At 59.8% G+C, this 16,600-nt stretch carries 17 protein-coding genes (1 of these 17 only partly in view); 11 read left to right on the top strand and 6 right to left on the bottom strand.

Going from position 1 to position 16,600, the window contains the following annotated elements:
• Window positions 1-19 precede the first annotated feature (19 nt).
• The 3 genes from atpD (at window position 20) to glmU (ending at window position 3,310) form a co-directional block, all read left to right on the top strand.
• Window positions 20-1,408 carry a F0F1 ATP synthase subunit beta gene (gene atpD / locus I6L47_RS13920; RefSeq protein ID WP_005339344.1) on the top strand — a complete coding sequence of 463 codons (1,389 nt, stop codon included), beginning with the start codon at window positions 20-22 and terminating at the stop codon, window positions 1,406-1,408.
• A gap of 18 nt (window positions 1,409-1,426) precedes the next feature.
• Window positions 1,427-1,855, top strand: coding sequence for a F0F1 ATP synthase subunit epsilon (locus I6L47_RS13915; protein WP_005339345.1), 429 nt, complete (start codon window positions 1,427-1,429; stop codon window positions 1,853-1,855).
• A 93-nt stretch (window positions 1,856-1,948) separates the two neighbouring features.
• Window positions 1,949-3,310 carry a bifunctional UDP-N-acetylglucosamine diphosphorylase/glucosamine-1-phosphate N-acetyltransferase GlmU gene (gene glmU / locus I6L47_RS13910; protein WP_216947643.1) on the top strand — a complete coding sequence of 454 codons (1,362 nt, stop codon included), beginning with the start codon at window positions 1,949-1,951 and terminating at the stop codon, window positions 3,308-3,310.
• Window positions 3,311-3,363: 53 nt separating this feature from the next.
• Here the strand turns inward: glmU and creD are convergent, their stop codons facing one another.
• The 5 genes from creD to blrA all read right to left on the bottom strand — a co-directional run bounded on the left by creD (window position 3,364) and on the right by blrA (window position 8,362).
• Complete coding sequence (creD, locus tag I6L47_RS13905) at window positions 3,364-4,713, bottom strand: cell envelope integrity protein CreD (protein ID WP_254204744.1); 1,350 nt, start codon at window positions 4,711-4,713, stop codon at window positions 3,364-3,366.
• 117 nt (window positions 4,714-4,830) lie between these two features.
• The gene (locus I6L47_RS13900; protein ID WP_216947641.1) at window positions 4,831-5,310 is read right to left on the bottom strand and encodes a DUF1566 domain-containing protein; all 480 of its coding nucleotides are present in this window, start codon (window positions 5,308-5,310) and stop codon (window positions 4,831-4,833) included.
• Window positions 5,311-5,393: 83 nt separating this feature from the next.
• Window positions 5,394-6,188, bottom strand: coding sequence for an OXA-12 family class D beta-lactamase (gene blaOXA / locus I6L47_RS13895; protein ID WP_127008009.1), 795 nt, complete (start codon window positions 6,186-6,188; stop codon window positions 5,394-5,396).
• Between the two features lie 81 nt (window positions 6,189-6,269).
• On the bottom strand, window positions 6,270-7,691 hold the full coding sequence (gene blrB, locus I6L47_RS13890; protein WP_216947640.1) for a beta-lactam sensor histidine kinase BlrB: 1,422 nt from the start codon (window positions 7,689-7,691) through the stop codon (window positions 6,270-6,272).
• Window positions 7,688-8,362, bottom strand: a complete 675-nt coding sequence (gene blrA, locus I6L47_RS13885) for a beta-lactam response regulator transcription factor BlrA (protein WP_013724228.1) — start codon at window positions 8,360-8,362, stop codon at window positions 7,688-7,690. The genes blrB and blrA overlap by 4 nt, the downstream gene beginning before the upstream one ends.
• A gap of 122 nt (window positions 8,363-8,484) precedes the next feature.
• On the opposite strand from blrA, the gene I6L47_RS13880 reads away from it, so the two are divergent.
• Window positions 8,485-9,258 (top strand): DeoR/GlpR family DNA-binding transcription regulator, encoded by a 774-nt coding sequence (locus I6L47_RS13880; RefSeq protein WP_216947639.1) that lies wholly within the window; start codon window positions 8,485-8,487, stop codon window positions 9,256-9,258.
• Window positions 9,259-9,314: 56 nt separating this feature from the next.
• Entirely contained in the window at window positions 9,315-11,147 is a 1,833-nt protein-coding gene (gene glmS / locus I6L47_RS13875) for a glutamine--fructose-6-phosphate transaminase (isomerizing) (RefSeq protein WP_005355853.1), read from the top strand.
• Window positions 11,148-11,206: 59 nt separating this feature from the next.
• Here the strand turns inward: glmS and I6L47_RS13870 are convergent, their stop codons facing one another.
• Window positions 11,207-11,983, bottom strand: coding sequence for a LuxR family transcriptional regulator (locus tag I6L47_RS13870; RefSeq protein WP_005357256.1), 777 nt, complete (start codon window positions 11,981-11,983; stop codon window positions 11,207-11,209).
• A 210-nt stretch (window positions 11,984-12,193) separates the two neighbouring features.
• On the opposite strand from I6L47_RS13870, the gene I6L47_RS13865 reads away from it, so the two are divergent.
• The 6 genes in view from I6L47_RS13865 to I6L47_RS13840 are tightly spaced (at most 2 nt apart) and all read left to right on the top strand, a layout consistent with a single transcriptional unit that may run on beyond the window.
• Window positions 12,194-12,955 (top strand): DUF3450 domain-containing protein, encoded by a 762-nt coding sequence (locus tag I6L47_RS13865; protein WP_162515220.1) that lies wholly within the window; start codon window positions 12,194-12,196, stop codon window positions 12,953-12,955.
• Window positions 12,952-14,256, top strand: a complete 1,305-nt coding sequence (locus tag I6L47_RS13860; protein WP_201954590.1) for a MotA/TolQ/ExbB proton channel family protein — start codon at window positions 12,952-12,954, stop codon at window positions 14,254-14,256. Before I6L47_RS13865 ends, I6L47_RS13860 begins: the two co-directional genes overlap by 4 nt.
• Complete coding sequence (locus I6L47_RS13855) at window positions 14,253-14,783, top strand: MotA/TolQ/ExbB proton channel family protein (protein ID WP_216947638.1); 531 nt, start codon at window positions 14,253-14,255, stop codon at window positions 14,781-14,783. The genes I6L47_RS13860 and I6L47_RS13855 overlap by 4 nt, the downstream gene beginning before the upstream one ends.
• Window positions 14,780-15,181 (top strand): biopolymer transporter ExbD, encoded by a 402-nt coding sequence (locus I6L47_RS13850; RefSeq protein WP_005339369.1) that lies wholly within the window; start codon window positions 14,780-14,782, stop codon window positions 15,179-15,181. The genes I6L47_RS13855 and I6L47_RS13850 overlap by 4 nt, the downstream gene beginning before the upstream one ends.
• The gene (locus tag I6L47_RS13845) at window positions 15,178-15,840 is read left to right on the top strand and encodes an energy transducer TonB (RefSeq protein ID WP_216947637.1); all 663 of its coding nucleotides are present in this window, start codon (window positions 15,178-15,180) and stop codon (window positions 15,838-15,840) included. Before I6L47_RS13850 ends, I6L47_RS13845 begins: the two co-directional genes overlap by 4 nt.
• Before the next feature lie 2 nt (window positions 15,841-15,842).
• Window positions 15,843-16,600, top strand: the 5' portion of a protein-coding gene (locus tag I6L47_RS13840; protein ID WP_216947636.1) for a hypothetical protein. The gene runs 421 nt beyond the window's last position; 758 of the gene's 1,179 nt are visible here — the first part of the coding sequence; it begins with the start codon at window positions 15,843-15,845; the stop codon falls past the right edge of the window.

The following is a 16,600-nucleotide window of genomic DNA, read 5'->3' as shown; positions in this document are numbered from 1 at the left end:
AAGGTTTAGAGGATTTGACATGAGTAACGGTTTCATCGTCCAAATCATCGGCGCTGTGGTGGACATCGAGTTCCCGCAGAATGCCGTGCCCCAGGTGTACGATGCACTGAAGGTCGTTAGCGAAGGTCAAGGCCAGGGTCTGGTGCTGGAAGTTCAGCAACAGATCGGTGGCGGCGTCGTTCGTTGCATCACCATGGGTTCCTCCGACGGTCTGCGTCGTGGGTTGGAAGTAGTGAATAGCGGTAAATCCATCCAGGTTCCGGTCGGTACTGCGACTCTGGGTCGGATCATGAACGTACTGGGCGAGCCAATCGACGAAAAAGGTCCGATCGGTGAAGAAGAGTGCTGGTCTATCCACCGCGCTGCCCCCAGCTACGAAGATCAGTCCAACAGCAACGATCTGCTGGAGACCGGCATCAAGGTTATCGACCTGGTATGCCCGTTCGCCAAGGGTGGTAAGGTTGGTCTGTTCGGTGGTGCCGGTGTAGGCAAAACCGTAAACATGATGGAGCTGATCCGTAACATCGCGATCGAGCACAGTGGTTACTCTGTGTTCGCCGGTGTTGGTGAGCGTACCCGTGAGGGTAACGACTTCTACCACGAGATGATGGAGTCCAACGTACTGGACAAAGTATCTCTGGTTTACGGTCAGATGAACGAGCCGCCCGGAAACCGTCTGCGCGTTGCGCTGACCGGCCTGACCATGGCCGAGAAGTTCCGTGACGAAGGTCGTGACGTGCTGTTCTTCGTGGACAACATCTACCGTTACACCCTGGCCGGTACTGAAGTATCCGCACTGCTGGGCCGTATGCCTTCTGCAGTAGGTTACCAGCCGACCCTGGCCGAGGAGATGGGTGTTCTGCAAGAGCGTATCACCTCCACCAAGACTGGTTCCATCACCTCCGTACAGGCCGTTTACGTGCCTGCGGATGACTTGACTGACCCGTCTCCGGCGACCACCTTCGCCCACCTAGATGCGACCGTCGTACTGTCCCGTCAAATCGCGGCACTGGGTATCTACCCGGCCGTTGACCCGCTGGACTCTACCTCTCGTCAGCTGGATCCGCTGGTGGTTGGCAAAGAGCACTACGAGACCGCTCGTGGCGTTCAGACCGTACTGCAGCGCTACAAAGAGCTGAAGGACATCATCGCCATCCTGGGTATGGATGAACTGTCAGAAGAAGACAAACTGACCGTAGCCCGTGCCCGTAAGATCGAGCGTTTCCTGTCCCAGCCGTTCTTCGTAGCAGAAGTGTTTACCGGTTCTCCGGGTAAATACGTGCCGCTGAAAGAGACCATCCGTGGTTTCCAGGGCATCCTGAAAGGCGAGTATGACGATCTGCCCGAGCAGGCGTTCTACATGGTTGGCGGTATCGACGAAGTCGTCGAGAAATCCAAGAAACTGTAAGCCTCGACAGGAGGGCCCATGGCAGAGATGATCTCCTTTCACCTGGATGTGGTGAGCGCCGAAGGAAAACTGTTTTCCGGTCGCGTGCAATCCGCTCAGGTATCAGGCTCCGAAGGTGAGTTGGGTCTCCGCCACGGTCATGCTCCGTTGCTGACTGCCATCAAGCCGGGCCTGGTCCGCTTGGTGAAGCAGAACGGAACTGAAGAGGTGCTGTACATCTCCGGCGGTATGCTGGAAGTACAACCTGAATCCGTGACCGTGCTGGCGGACACTGCGATTCGTGCTGACGATTTGGATGAGGCGAAAGCCCAGGAAGCCAAGCGCGCAGCCGAAGAGCGGATCCACAGCTCCCATGGTGATATCGACTACGCCCAGGCCGCCACCGAGCTGGCCAAGGCGATGGCTCAACTGCGAGTCATCGATATCGTCAAAAAGAATTACCGCTAATAACGGTGATGTAAAAAGCGACCTTCGGGTCGCTTTTTTTTTACCCGTTGGATAGACTCCGCCGAGTATTTCTCATGTTCCAAAGGTCAATTTATGTCCCTCAACGTCGTGATCCTGGCTGCGGGTAAAGGTACCCGCATGCGCTCTTCCCTGCCCAAGGTACTGCACCCGGTAGCCAACAAACCCATGGTTTCCCATGTGATCGATACTGCCCGTCAGGTCGGTGCCGAGCAGCTGCATCTGGTTTATGGCCACGGTGCCGAACTGCTGAAAGAGCGGATTGTGGCGGCCGACGTGAACTGGGTGCTGCAGGCGCAGCAGCTGGGGACCGGTCACGCCGTCGCCCAAGCCATCCCATTCTGGAAGGATGAAGACGACGTGCTGGTGCTCTACGGCGATACCCCGCTGATCCAGCCAGAGACCCTGCAGCGACTGCTGGCTGCCAAGGCTGAAAACGGGATGGCACTGCTGACCGTGGTGCTGGACAACCCCACCGGCTATGGCCGCATCGTCCGTGAAAATGGTCAGGTGGTCGGTATCGTCGAGCAGAAGGATGCCAATGCCGAACAGCTGGCGATCCGTGAGGTGAATACCGGCGTGCTGGTGGCCAATGGGGGCCAGTTGCGTCAATGGTTGTCTCGTCTCGACAACAAGAATGCCCAGGGGGAGTTCTATCTGACGGATGTGATCGCCATGGCTCACGGCGATAATTGTCCGATTGCCGCCGTACATCCAGAGCGTGCCGCTGAAGTTGAAGGGGCCAACAATCGGGTGCAATTGGCCCAACTTGAGCGCAGCTATCAGCAGATGCAGGCCGAGAAGCTGATGATCGCCGGTGTCACCCTGATCGATCCGGCTCGCTTCGATCTGCGCGGTACTCTCGAGATCGGTGAAGAGGTGGTGATCGACGTCAACGTCATCATCGAAGGCAAGGTCGTCTTGGGCAATCATGTGCGTATCGGTGCCGGTGCCGTGCTGAAGGATTGCGTCATTGGCGATCACACCGAAGTGAAGCCCTACTCCATCGTTGAAGGGGCTCAGGTGGCAGATCAGTGTTCGGTCGGCCCGTTTGCCCGTCTACGCCCGGGGGCTGTGCTCGAGCAGGATGCGCACGTTGGCAACTTCGTCGAGATGAAGAAGGCCCGTCTGGGGGTTGGCTCCAAGTGTGGTCATCTGACCTATCTGGGGGATGCCGAGGTGGGCGCAAAGGTGAATATTGGTGCCGGTACCATCACCTGCAACTACGACGGGGTGAACAAATTCCAGACCATCATCGAGGATGATGTGTTTGTCGGTTCCGATACCCAGCTGGTGGCGCCAGTGCGCATCGGCAAGGGGGCGACTCTGGGGGCGGGTTCTACCATCACCAAGGATGTGGCCGAGAACGAGTTGGTGATCACCCGGGTGCCCCAGCGTCACATCAAAAACTGGGCTCGCCCGGTCAAGAAGAAGTGATGCCCGATCAATAAAATAGAACCGGCGCCTGATGGCGCCGGTTTTTTTTTGGCTTATGACTGATGGTTGGTGTCACTGGTCGATGACTGGGGGGCCGCCCATGTGGTCGCGGGTGCGCTGTAGTCCATCACTTGATACCAGTCGAGCTTGCGGGTCAGCATCATGATCAGTGCCAGAGTGGCGAACAACAGCACGGCACCGAGCAGCAGGGCGATCTCTTCGGCCTGCAGCAGGCTGTAGAGGATGGCATAGACCAGCCCTAGTAGCGCCGCGAAGCCGATCCCCTGCTTCGGGCCGCCCAGCACATGGCTCAGATAGAAGCCGTTGAGCAGCACGCTGGCCAGCGCGGCCACCAGATAGGCCCAGCCAAAGCCGAGGTGCTCGGTCAGGGCCAGCAGCACCAGATAGAAGATAGCCAGCCCCATGCCTACCAGCGCGTACTGGATCGGGTGAACCCGCAGCCCCTTGTGCAGCTCGAACATAAAGAAGCTGATAAAGGTGAGGCCGATAAACAGCAGGGCATATTTGGCCGCCCTCTCATTGAGTTGATAGTGATCCACCGGCTGCACCAGACTGACGCTGAAGCTGGGCAGATGTTTGGAGGCGCTTTGGATCATGTCAGGGAACTGATTCTCCATATCTGTGGCAAACCAACTTGTCTGCCAGTCAGCATTGAAACCTTGATCTTTTACTGTACGGGTGGTGGGCAGGAAATCGCCCAGGAAGTTGGGGTGGGGCCAGTTACCGGACAAGGTTAGTTTGCTGTCACGACCGACCGGAATCAGGGTGAATTTTTCCATACCCTGTAGGGAAATCTTTATATCGAACCACCCTCCTTGCTGTTGTTTGGTGGTTAGCGGGACATGCACGCCGGATCGGTTGCCAAGCCGTGCACCGGGGGTGACAGTCAGTAGCTCGTTGGCGAAGGTGATGGTTGGTATCTGAATGATGCCTCGAGCGTCGGAGACGATGAGGCTGAGATAGGGTTGGCCGGGTATGCTGTCACGTGGTGGCTGCCAATCAGGGACCGCTGGTAATTGGCCGGTTAGAGTGACGTTAGCCTGATACAGCTGGGCTTGGTAGATCCCCAGTTTGCGTGGTGTTACCTCCATATTCGCTGTGGCCGTTAACTGTTCTGGCAACAGGTAGCGGTAGCGTGTCTCTACCTCTCTCCGAGTTTCCTTACCATTGGTCAGAATCAGCTCTCTTGTATACGGGAGGACAATTACGGGGCCTATTAGGCGCTGCGGTCCACTCGTGCTGGCCATTATCTGTTTGATGGCTTGTGCGCGGTAAGCCTGACGCTCCCGGTTGAGCTCCATGATGGATTGCACCGGCACCATCAACAGCAGGCTGAGCAACAGCAGCAGAAATATCTTGTGGGTGAATATCTGTTTGACCATGACACGTCTCCTTGTTGGATGGCGTGAGTCTGTCAGTCCGGCGTGAAGTGGTGATGGGCTTGTGTGAAGTGGCGGTGAACTGTTGAAAAACGGCGCCATCAGGCGCCGCGGGATTGTTCAGGGGCGGGAGCGCACCAACCGGGCGGCTTGTGCGAAACGATCGGTGTGGCCGTCGATGAGTCCGTGCATAAAGTCGATGTAATAGACCAGTTCCGGCATCTCCTCAATGGAGCTGGAGGTCCAGTAGGGGGCTGAATTTTCCCCGTTGTCATGGATATCGGAGAAGAAGCGCGGGTCTGTCATCGGCGCCCGGCAATTTTCGTCGAGCAGGGTGAAGAGCTCCTCGATGGTGGGGAGTCGCCACCCCTCGCCAAGGCGGGCAGCTTCATCTTTGGCTTCAAGCAGTGTCAGCAGGGCCGGTGTGCCCACGCACCCTTTCCCCTCCAGCCACTGGCTGCCGAGGCTGCACACCTGCCATTCGAGGTGGTTGAGCCGATCATGGATGACTTCTCCCTGCCGCGTCAGGCGGTCGGAGAGATCACAGGCAGCAAGCACCATGCTGGCCGGAAGCCAGAGCAGCAATAGAAATAATTTCATGTTTGTCTCGTTTACGAATGGCGGTCAGCCCGTCGCTGGTGGGCTGACCGTGGTTATCGGGGTTTATCTGGCGGGAAGCGAGATCACTGCTTTTTAAGTTGTGCAGGCAGGGCGGCCAGCACCTCTTCTTTAGCCTTGAGAGAGGCGAACTGCTTGCCGGGCTTTTGCACCACGGTATGGACGAAGATCAGCTGTTTGCCCGGTTTGCTGGCCCAGCCGACGAACCAGCCGATCTGCTGATCGCGGTTGAGGCTGCCATCCAGCTTCTTCGGGTAGCCCATGCCGGTTTTGCCGTGGATCTGCCAGCCGTCGATCTCGCTCACCTTGAGGATATTGGCGGTGTACTGCAGGGTCTGCGCCGAAACCGGCAGCTTGCCGCTCAGCATCTTGCCGAGGAAGCGGGCCTGCTCCTCCGGGCTGATGGCGAGGCTGGTGCTGAGCCAGGCCTGGGTCAGGCCGTCATGTTTGCCCGGATTGCCGGAGAGATCCCGGTTGCCGTAGTCGAAGCGGTCGACATATTGCTGGAAGCGCTCCATCCCCAACCATTCGGTGATCTGCTGGGAGAACCAGACGACCGAGTAGGTTTCCCAGCGGCGCGGGGTCGTAGTTTCGCGCCAAGCGGGCAGCCAGCCGTCATAGCTCGGTTTGTAAGGCAGTGCCGGATGCTCTTCATCAACCAGATAGCCACTGTCGTAACCCATCAGCGCCAGCGGGATCTTGAAGGTGGACGCGGGCGGCAGCTGGCTGGAGCAGTCCCCTTCACTGGAGAGGGTCTGGCCGTTGCCGTCAGCATAGAGAAAGCAGCCGCTGGCGGCGGAGGCAGGCAGGGCTGCGAGCAGACCGGCAGCCAGCAGGCTGGAGAGAAGCAGGCGGGACATAGCATTTCCTTGAGCAAATGGATGAGAGAAAGCGGCAGTCTAATGCCGCTTTGTGTGGGGAATGTGAAGTTGCGGGGGTGACTAGGCGAACGGCAGCCAGAGTTCCGCCAGCGCGCCTCCTTCCGGCCGGTTGCTCAGGGTCAGACGGCCGCCATGCTGGTGGGCCACCTCATGGGCGAAGCTGAGCCCCAGACCGCTGCTCTTGCCCTTGTCCGGGCGCGGCAGGGAGTAGAAGCGCTCGAAGATGCGTGGCAATGCGTAGTCGGGAATGCCGGGGCCGCTGTCGGTGACCCGAAAACAGTAGCCCTCCTGCTGCTGGCTGCCGCTCAGGGTGACCAGCCCGTAGGCGGGAGAGAAGTCGATAGCGTTATCCAGCAGGTTGCCGATGGCCTGCTCCACTAACAGCGGATCCCACTTCTGTTTCGGCGCGCTGGCCAGCTCGGCCACCAACTCGACCTGACGGCGCTGGGCGATAATCTGGCGGGCGTCGAGGGTGCGCTTGCCCAGTTTTGCCGGTTCCACCGACTGGCGATCCAGCCCCTGCCCCGACTCCAGCCGTGCGAGTTGCAGCATTCGCTCGATCAGCTGCTGCATGCGGGCACTCTCCTGATTGATGTTGCCGATAAAGCGTTTGGCAACTTCGGGGGGCGGCGTTTCGGCCAAAATCTCCCCTGCCCCGCGAATAGCGGCCAGCGGGCTCTTCAGCTCGTGGGTCAGGCTGTGCACATAGGCTTCGATGTAGCTTTTGCCATCGAGCTGGTGGCGCATGGTCTCCAGTGAGCGGCCGAGCCGATCCAGCTCGACGGTGTGCAACTGCGGCAGCGGTGCCGCCTCCCCCTTGCTGACCGAGTCGGCGTAGTGCACCAGCTTGCCGATGGCGCGGTTGAGCCACCACACCAGCAGGCTGCCGATCAGCAGCGAGATGAGCAGCATCTGGCCGCCGGCCCGCAGCAGCTCCTGTTCCCCCCGCTCGATGGCAGGCATCAGGGTGCGATTGGGTTTGGCGACGGTGAGGGAGCCGATGATCTCGACCCCTTCCCGCAGCGGCGCCGCCACATACATGGTCGAGCTGGCAGCATCATCGGGATCGGTGCGGGTGCTGCGGGCGCCATACTGGCCGCGCAGGGTGCGGTAGACATCGTTCCAGCGGGAATAGTCCTTGCCCAGATCCGTGCCGTCGGAGTCGTAAATCACCACACCTTGCCGGTCAGTGACATAGATGCGGTACTCCGCCTGCTGCTTGAGGTGGCCATCGATCATTGCATTGATGGGATTCTGGTTGAGGCGGGCGAAGGCGCTGGCCAACCGCCCGTTCATCATATTCCCCTCTTGCAGATCATCGAGGGCGAGCGGCGCCAGCAGCTGGGTCATGTCTACCAGAGTATCCTCGGTGGCGCTGCGCACTCCCGGTTTTATCTCCTCGACGAAGATTTCCAGCACGAACCAGGCGGCCAGCGCGAAGATCAGCAGCAGGCCGCACAGCAGTTGCAACCCGAGTCTCATGCCAGCTCCAGGCTGTAGCCCAGCCCGCGGTGGGTGAGGATCAGGTTGGCTTCTGGATCATGTTCGCGCAGCTTGGCGCGGATGGTCTTGATGTGGGTATCGACGGTGCGATCCAGACTCTCCTCCGCATCCTGCCACACCAGATCCATCAGCTGTTGGCGGGAGTAGACCCGGCCCGGCGCAAGCATCAGGGTCTTGAGCAGCAGATATTCGTAGCGGGTGAGGGCCAGCGGCTGACCGCGAAAGTGAATGCGGGCCCGCTCCTCATCCAGTACCAGCAGGGCGCTGGGCTGGGGGGCGACGGGCTGGCTGCGGCGCAGGATGACCCGCACCCGGGCACACACTTCCCGTGGCGAGAAGGGTTTGGCCACATAGTCGTCGGCACCGATCTCCAGCCCGATCAGCCGGTCTATCTCCTCGCTGCGGGCGGTGAGGAACATCAGGGGGATATCGGTCAGCGCCCTCACCTGCTTGCAGAGTTCGAAGCCGCTGATGTCGGGCAGCCCCACATCGAGGATCAGGAAGTCGGGTCGCGTCTGTTCCAGTCGTGTCAGCAACTGCTGGCCCAGCATGAACCACTCCACCTCGAACCCGTCGGTCTGCAGGGCATAAATCAGGGTGTCGGCGATGCTGGCCTCATCCTCCACCAGCCAGATGACTCTCTTTTGCATGGCATCCTCGTCGCAAATTGGCACCCCATTCTGGCATCGAACCAAATCGGATCCTATTTGCTGTTTTATTTTTCCGAAAAAGGGGCTAATATTTCGATGTTCTTTCGAATCGAAACTTAAAAATGACTAAACGTAATACTCAACAACGCCGCCACACCATAGTGACCCTGGTACAAGAGCAGGGTGAAGTGAGTGTCGACGCCCTCGCCAAACACTTTTCTACCTCCGAAGTGACCATCCGTAAAGATCTGGCTGTACTGGAGACCGGCGGTCTGCTGCTGCGTCGTTACGGTGGCGCCGTCCCTTTGCCGAGCGAGATGGTGGTCGAGGTCAACCCTGAACAAGTTTCGAACCGAAAGTTAGCCATTGCCCGTGCGGCGGCCGAGCGGCTGCGTGATCACAACCGCGTCATCATCGACAGCGGCAGCACCACCAGCGCCATGATCCCCATGCTGGGCAACAAGCGCGGCCTCATCGTGATGACCAACTCCCTCAATGTGGCCGGAGCCCTGCGCGAGCTGGAAAATGAGCCTACCCTGTTAATGACCGGTGGCACTTGGGACCCTCACTCCGAATCCTTCCAGGGGCAGGTGGCGGAACAGGTGCTGCGCTCCTACGACTTCGACCAGCTCTTTATCGGTGCCGACGGTATCGACCCGGAGCGTGGCACCACCACCTTCAACGAGCTGGTGGGCCTGTCGCGGGTCATGGCCGAGGTATCGCGGGAGGTCATTGTTATGGTCGAATCGGAAAAGATCGGCCGCAAGATCCCCAATCTCGAACTTCCCTGGTCGAGCATCCATACCCTGGTGACCGACGAGGGGCTGGCCAGAGAGGCCAGAGAACAGATTCAAGCCCAGGGGGTGACGCTTATCTGCGCCCCGGTCACTTGCTGACATCGAGCTCTGAACCATCCAACTGACTTTACGATTTGCATCTCAAGGAGAAGTGTATGTGTGGCATCGTCGGGGCTGTTGCCCAACGTGATGTGGCTGAAATTCTGGTAGAGGGCCTGCGCCGTCTGGAGTACCGCGGTTATGACTCAGCCGGTGTGGCCGTGTTCAGCGCCAACCAGCCGTTGCAGCGGGTTCGCCGGCTGGGCAAGGTGGCCGAGCTGGCCAAGGCGCTCGACGAGCAGTCCGTTCACGGCGGTACCGGCATCGCCCATACCCGCTGGGCCACTCACGGCGAGCCCTCCGAGCGCAACGCCCACCCCCATGTCTCCGAGCATATCGTGGTGGTGCACAACGGCATCATCGAGAACCACGAAGAGCTGCGGGAAGAGTTGAAGGCGCTGGGTTATGTGTTCAGCTCCGACACTGATACCGAGGTGATTGCCCATCTGGTCCATCATGAGCTGAAGAGCGCCGGCAGCCTGCTGGCCGCCATGCAGACTGCGGTGAAGCAGCTGCGCGGTGCCTACGGTACCGTGGTGATGGACAGCCGCGACGACAGCCGCGTGGTGGTGGCCCGCTCCGGTTCACCGCTGGTGATCGGCCGCGGTATCGGCGAGAATTTTATCGCCTCCGACCAGATGGCGTTGCTGCCGGTGACCCGTCGTTTCATCTTCCTGGAAGAGGGTGATGTGGCCGAAGTGACCCGCCGTGACGTGCACATCTTCGATACCAACGGCAACGCCGTGGTGCGTGAAGAGCAGGAGTCCGAGCTCTCCCACGATGCCGGTGACAAGGGTGAATACCGTCACTACATGCTCAAAGAGATCCACGAGCAACCCAAAGCGATCACCAACACCCTGGAAGGGCGTCTGGGCAGCGATCACGTGGTGGTCGAATCGTTCGGCAACGGCGCGCGCGCCATCTTTGACAAGGTCGAGCACGTGCAGATCGTTGCCTGCGGCACCTCCTATCACTCCGGCATGGTGGCTCGCTACTGGTTCGAAGAGATCGCTGGCGTCTCCTGCGATGTAGAGATCGCCTCCGAGTTCCGCTATCGCAAATCGGTAGTGCGCCCCAACAGCCTGCTGGTGACACTCTCCCAGAGTGGCGAGACCGCCGATACCCTGGCGGCGCTGCGTCTGGCCAAGGAATCCGGCTACATGAGCTCGCTGGCTATCTGCAACGTGCCTGGCTCCTCGCTGGTGCGTGAATCGGATCTGGCCTTTATGACCCGTGCCGGTGCCGAGATCGGCGTAGCCTCCACCAAGGCGTTCACCACCCAGCTGGCTGGCCTGTTGATGCTGGTGGCCTCGGTCGGTCACTGTCGTGGCCACCTGAGCGCCGCCGCCGAGGCTGAACTGGTCAAGGCGCTGCAAGCCCTGCCGCTGCGTATTAAAGAGAGTCTGGCGCTGGCCAAGGATATCGAAACCCTGGCCGAAGAGTTTGCCGACAAGCAGCATAGCCTGTTCCTCGGCCGTGGCAGCCAGTACCCCATCGCCATGGAAGGGGCGCTCAAGCTCAAAGAGATCTCCTACATCCATGCCGAAGCCTATGCCGCTGGTGAACTGAAGCATGGCCCGCTGGCGCTGATCGATGCCGAGATGCCCATCATTGTGGTGGCACCGAACAACGATCTGCTGGAGAAGCTCAAGTCCAACGTGGAAGAGGTGCGTGCCCGTGGCGGTATCCTCTACGTGTTCGCCGATGCCGATACCGGCTTCAAGAGCGACGAGACCATGCGGGTCATGAACCTCAACCATGTGGAAGAGGTGATCGCCCCTATCGTCTATACCGTGCCGCTGCAACTGCTCTCCTACCACGTTGCCCTGATCAAGGGCACCGACGTCGACCAGCCGCGCAACCTGGCAAAATCGGTGACCGTCGAGTAAGTCACTCTCTCAAATGAAAAAGAGCCGCAATCGCGGCTCTTTTTGTTTTGGCTGAGGGGTTACGACAGCCGCAGGTTGGTGATGGTGACCTCATCGAGGGAAGGCACAATGATGCCGCTGGTGATCCCTTTGGCGATGGCCTGACTGCGGTTCTTCGAGTCGGTCTTGTTGGTCACCTGGGTCAGGTGAAAGTTGACCGTCCGCTCACTGATGCCGAGGATGGTGGCGATCTCCCAGGAGGTCTTGCCCTCGCTGGCCCAGAACAGGCACTCCTTCTCCCGATCCGACAGTTCGGTCAGGTATTTCATCATATCCGGTCTGCTTTTGATCAGTTGCAGTGCGGAGTTGAAGATGTAGCTGGCGCAGAACGACAGCAGCGGGACATTTTCAAACATCAGGTCGGAGTTGGATTTCTCCTTGGTGATGAAAGAGAGGATGCCGTGCTCGCCCTGCGGGGTGTGCAGCGGAAAGGAGACGCCATTGCGTACCCCGAAATCAGCCGCAAGGTTCATCACGTCGCGGCTGGCGCTGGGTAGCCAGGGCGAATCGCAGTCGAGCTTGTTCCAGAAGATCGGCTGGGTCTGTTTCAGCCCCAGATAGACCACCGGATCCTGGGTCAGATACTGGTTTTCGCTGTAGGCGTCAAACCAGGTGGTCGGACAGTTGTTGAACAGTGCCACGTGGGATTTTTGCATGCTGATGGGGAAAATAATCAGCAGCCGAAAGTAATCAAAGCCCATTTGATGACTGAAGCGCTCCAGCAGTTGCTGGATATCACTGGTTTTTGTTGCCTTGGTGAACTTGTCGATATGTTCCCAGATCGCATCGTTGAGCATTACTTTCTCCTTTTTCGATCTCTATCACACTGATCGAAAAGATTTTTTATCGTTATTTATATTTGTGCGGTGGCTATTGGCGCCACTTATTCCGTGCGTGCTTAAAAATTATCCTGTTTTTGTGCATAAAGGCCAAGAAAATCCTCTCGTTGCCAGTCCGCCCTGCATTTGAGATAATGATAATAGTTATCATTAGTAAGATGTATTTCAATGAACAAATTATGGGGTGTGGCCCTGCTGCCACTGTCAGTCCACTTTGCTGCCATCGGGGATGAGCTGGTTGCTCCCGCCCTCAAGAACAGCATAGCTGCCGGGAAAGCCTCCCAGCAGCGGGTGGAAAAAGCCGCCGATGCCGCCGTTGCCGCACGACTGGAGCTGCAAAATGCCCAGCTGCAACTGCGCGACCTCGAAGCCTACAACCGCTACATGCAATCTCTGGTGGCCGATCAGCAAAATGAGCTGGGTAAATTGAGCCAGCAGCTGGAAGCGGTGCAAGAGACCCGTCAGGGCTTGATCCCGCTGATGTTGCAGATGCAGGCAGATCTGGAACAGCTGGTGCAAAACGACATCCCGCTGCGCAAGGAAGATCGTTTGGCGCGGGTTGAACAGTTGAAAGCGACCCTGGCTCGCGCAGACGTTAGCGAGGCGGAGAAATTCCGTCAGCTGCTGCAGGCCTATCAGATTGAAGCCGAGTACGGCAGCCGGATGGACAGCTATTCCGCCGAGCTGGAGCTGGATGGTGCTCCGCGTCGGGTCGATGTGCTGGCGCTGGGCCGGCTCTCCCTGCTGGCAATGACGGCCGATCGCAGTCAGGCATGGCGCTGGTCTGCCGAGGCTAAGCAGTGGCAAGCCCTCGATAGCCAGTGGCTCTCCCCTATCGCCGAGGCGATGGATGTGGCCGCCGACAAGAAAGTTCCCCAGTTGCTCAATGTCCCCCTCTCTGTCAGCCGTAGTCAGGAGGCCCAATCATGAGAGTCACCATGAAGTGGTTCCCCCTCCTTATTGCCCTCTCCTGCGGTACCAACGCCGCTGTCGCCGATGAGTGGCAGCAGCAGGAACAGGCTCGTGAACAGCAGGCTCAGCAAGATCTGGCGACCGTTGCCAAGGAGCTCGGCACTGCCCGCGCCAGACTGGCCGAGGCCCAGCGCTTGAGCAAGGAGCTGGCCGGCAAGTTCGCCAGCAACGAGAAGCAGCTGGTCGAGCTTAACGCCCAGTGGGAGCAAGCCTCCGGCGACATGAACGAGATCTTCGCGGTCACCCGTCAGGGCGCCAGCGATGCGGTCAAGCTGCTGAGCGAATCCGCCGTCGAGGGCCAGTTCCCGGAACGTCTCGCCCCGCTGAAAGCCATGGCACAGGATAAACAGGTGCCGGATCGCGCCGCCCTCGCCCTGCTACCCGCCACGCTGCTGCAGGAGATCCGCGAATCTGGCCGGATTGCTCAGTTCAACGGCAAGGTGCTCGATGCCCAGGGGGCTGCCAGCGAGCAGTCGCTGACCCGGGTTGGCAGTTTTGCCCTGCTGGGGAGCGAAGGCTTCCTGCAACCGACCGCCGAAGGCTTGAGCCCGGTACTGGGTCTGCCCGGTAGCGTGCTCTCTGCCGTTGCGGCTTATCAGGGTCAGGAAGGGGAAGCGCTGCCGCTGGATCCTTCGCATGGCACTCTGCTGGCGATGCTGGCACAGGCGCCCACCTTCTGGCAGCAGGTACAACAAGGTGGTCAGGTCGGCGCCATTATCGTGCTGTTGGCCGCCATCGGTTTGGGTATCGCAGCGGTACGGCTGTGGAGCCTCTCCCGCGAACTGGGTCGGGTGCGCCGCCAGCTCAAGAGCGGCGAGTATCACGCCGACAACGCCCTCGGCCGGGTGCTGACGGTGGCAGACAAACACCCCGAGCTGAGCATGGAGACCCTCGAGCTTCGTCTTGATGAGGCGATCCTGCAGGAGACCCCTCGCATGGAGCGCGGCATCGGCATGGTCAAGGTAATCGCGGCCATCGCCCCCATGTTGGGCCTGCTCGGTACCGTGACCGGGATGATCGGTACCTTCCAGGCCATCACCCAGTTTGGTACCGGCGATCCCAAGATCATGGCGGGCGGCATCTCCATGGCACTGGTCACCACGGTACAGGGTCTGGTGGCGGCCATTCCGCTGATCCTGGCTCACAGCCTGCTGCAATCGCGCTTCACCGAGCTTTCCAATGTACTGGAGCAGCAGGTAGCCGGCATTCTGGCCGAGCGCGCCGAGAGCAATAACGGCGGGATGGAGCGAGCAGCATGATGCTCGACATCTGGCAACAGCTGCAGAGCTTCATGGGCCGTGGCGGCCCGGTGCTCTGGGTCATTCTGGCCCTGCTGGTGCTGATGTGGATTTTGATGATCGAGCGGCTGCTCTACCTCAATCTGGGTTTTGGCCCCTTGCAGCAACAGCTGCTCGGCCGCTGGCAGGCCCGCAGCGAGCGCCACAGCTGGCACGCCCGGGCAATCCGCAGCCGCTGGCTGGCCGAGGCCGAGCTTGAGCTCAACCGTCATCTGATCTTCATCCGCACCCTGGTGGTGCTTTGCCCCATGCTGGGGTTGCTGGGCACTGTGACCGGCATGATCGGCGTATTCGATGCGTTGGCTGCGGCCAACCGCTTTAACCCGGAGAGCATGGCGGGCGGGATCTCCCGCGCCACCATCCCCACCATGGCAGGCATGGTGGTCGCGCTATCCGGTGTGTTGTTACTCAGTCGGCTCGAGAGTCAGGCCAAGCGTGCGCTGGCCAAGACCCGGGACGGCCTGCGAGAAGAGAAGGTAATGCAATGAGACGGCAATCCAAACGCCAGCGTGACGAAGTGCAGATCGACATGACTCCCATGCTGGATATCGTGTTCATCATGCTGATCTTCTTTATTGTCACCACCTCCTTCGTGCGCGAAGCCGGGCTCGAGGTGCACAGGCCCCAGGCCAGTCAGGCCAAGGCGCAGAAATCCTCCAGCATCATGCTGGCGATCGGGGCTCAGGGTCAGATCTTCCTCGACCGCAAGCAGATCGATGTGGAGCGGGTGCAGGCCACCATTGCCCGTCTGCTGGCGGAGCAACCCGATGCCAGTCTGGTGATCCAGGCCGACGAGCGGGTGCCCCACGGCAAGGTGGTGCGGGTGATGGATGAGGCCAAGGCGGCGGGTATCGCCAATATCGCCGTGGCGGTGGCGCCGAAATGAAATACAAGCTGATGAGCCTGGGGCTGGGGATCGCCCTCAGTCTGGGCATCCTGCTGTTCATGGCCACGCTGGTTGAACCGCCCCGGGGCGAGAAGGTGGCGAGCGAACAGAAGCCCATCGTCATCAATATGCAGAACGAGGTGACCGAGGTGCAGGTACGCGAGCGTCCGGTACCGCAGGAACCCGAGCCTCTGCCAGAGCCTCCCGCGGCATTGGCCTCGACACCGCTGCCGATGCCTGCCGCGGCCCCTTTGGCGGCCGTTGAGCCGAGTCTGGATCTGGTTTCCAGCCTCAGCGCGGTGCAGGTCTATGCCCCTGGAGTGGCGACCAGTACCGCACCGGTATTGAGTGGCAACTACCACGGCCAGCAGCAGGGAGCGGGTATCGGTGCCGGTGACATGCTGATGCCGCTGCAACGGATCGAGCCGGTCTACCCCTATCGTGCCCAGCAGTCAGGGATCGAAGGATTCGTCACCCTGCGCTTTAGCGTGAATGCTGAAGGTGGCGTGCAGGATGTGGAAGTGGTCGAGGCCAAGCCCAAGCGTCACTTCGAGCGGGCGGCCATTCAGGCGATCAACAAGTGGCGCTATCAGCCGAGACCGGGCGCCACCGACAAGCTGGTGCAAGTCATCACGCTCAAATTCAAACTGGAGTCATAACTATGTTGCGGATCTGGATCTGTCTGCTTGCCCTGGTCGGCCAAGCCTGTCTGGCGATGGAGGTCAGCCCTCACTTCTCCCGTCAGCTTGAACCCGTGATGAAGCTCTATCAGTCCGGTCAGTGGCAACAAGCCCAGAGCAAGGCATCCGGCCTCAAGCCAAATAGCGATGCCGAGCGTGCCTGGCAGGCGCAGTTGCAAGCCTCGCTGGCGGCCAATCTGCAACAGACCGCCCAGGCGAGCCGTTATGTCGAACAGGCCCTTGCCTATAAAGAGTGGCCCGAGCAACAACAGCTCCAGCTGCTGCGACTGCGCGGCGATATTCAGGCCCAGCAATCCAACTGGTCTGGTGCCATCGCCAGCTACAAGGCGGCTCTGGCACTCAAGCAAGACGATGCACTACGCCTGCGTCTGGCCGGCCTCTATTACCACAACAAGCAGTACGGTGACGCCGCCAGCCAGAGCGAACAGTTGTTGAAGAAGGGTTGGCAGAAGCAGGCCGCTATTATTCGTCTCTCCGCCCTCACCGCTCAGCAACGTTATGGCGTGGCTGCCGATCAGGCGGCCGAGTTGATCAGCCACGAACCCAAAGAGAGCAAATGGTGGCAGCAGGCGGTATCGCTCAACCTCTCCGCCAAACGTGGCGATCAGGCGTTGGCTCTGTTGCAAACAGCTATCGACAGAAAACTGATGGATGATGCGTCAGCCCGCAATCAGCTGATCCGTCTCTATGCCTGGCAAGGGCTGCCTTATCGTGGGGC

This window comes from Aeromonas sp. FDAARGOS 1417, assembly GCF_019046985.1.
Lineage (GTDB): Bacteria > Pseudomonadota > Gammaproteobacteria > Enterobacterales > Aeromonadaceae > Aeromonas > Aeromonas veronii.
This window is presented reverse-complemented; position numbering and strand designations above follow the sequence as displayed.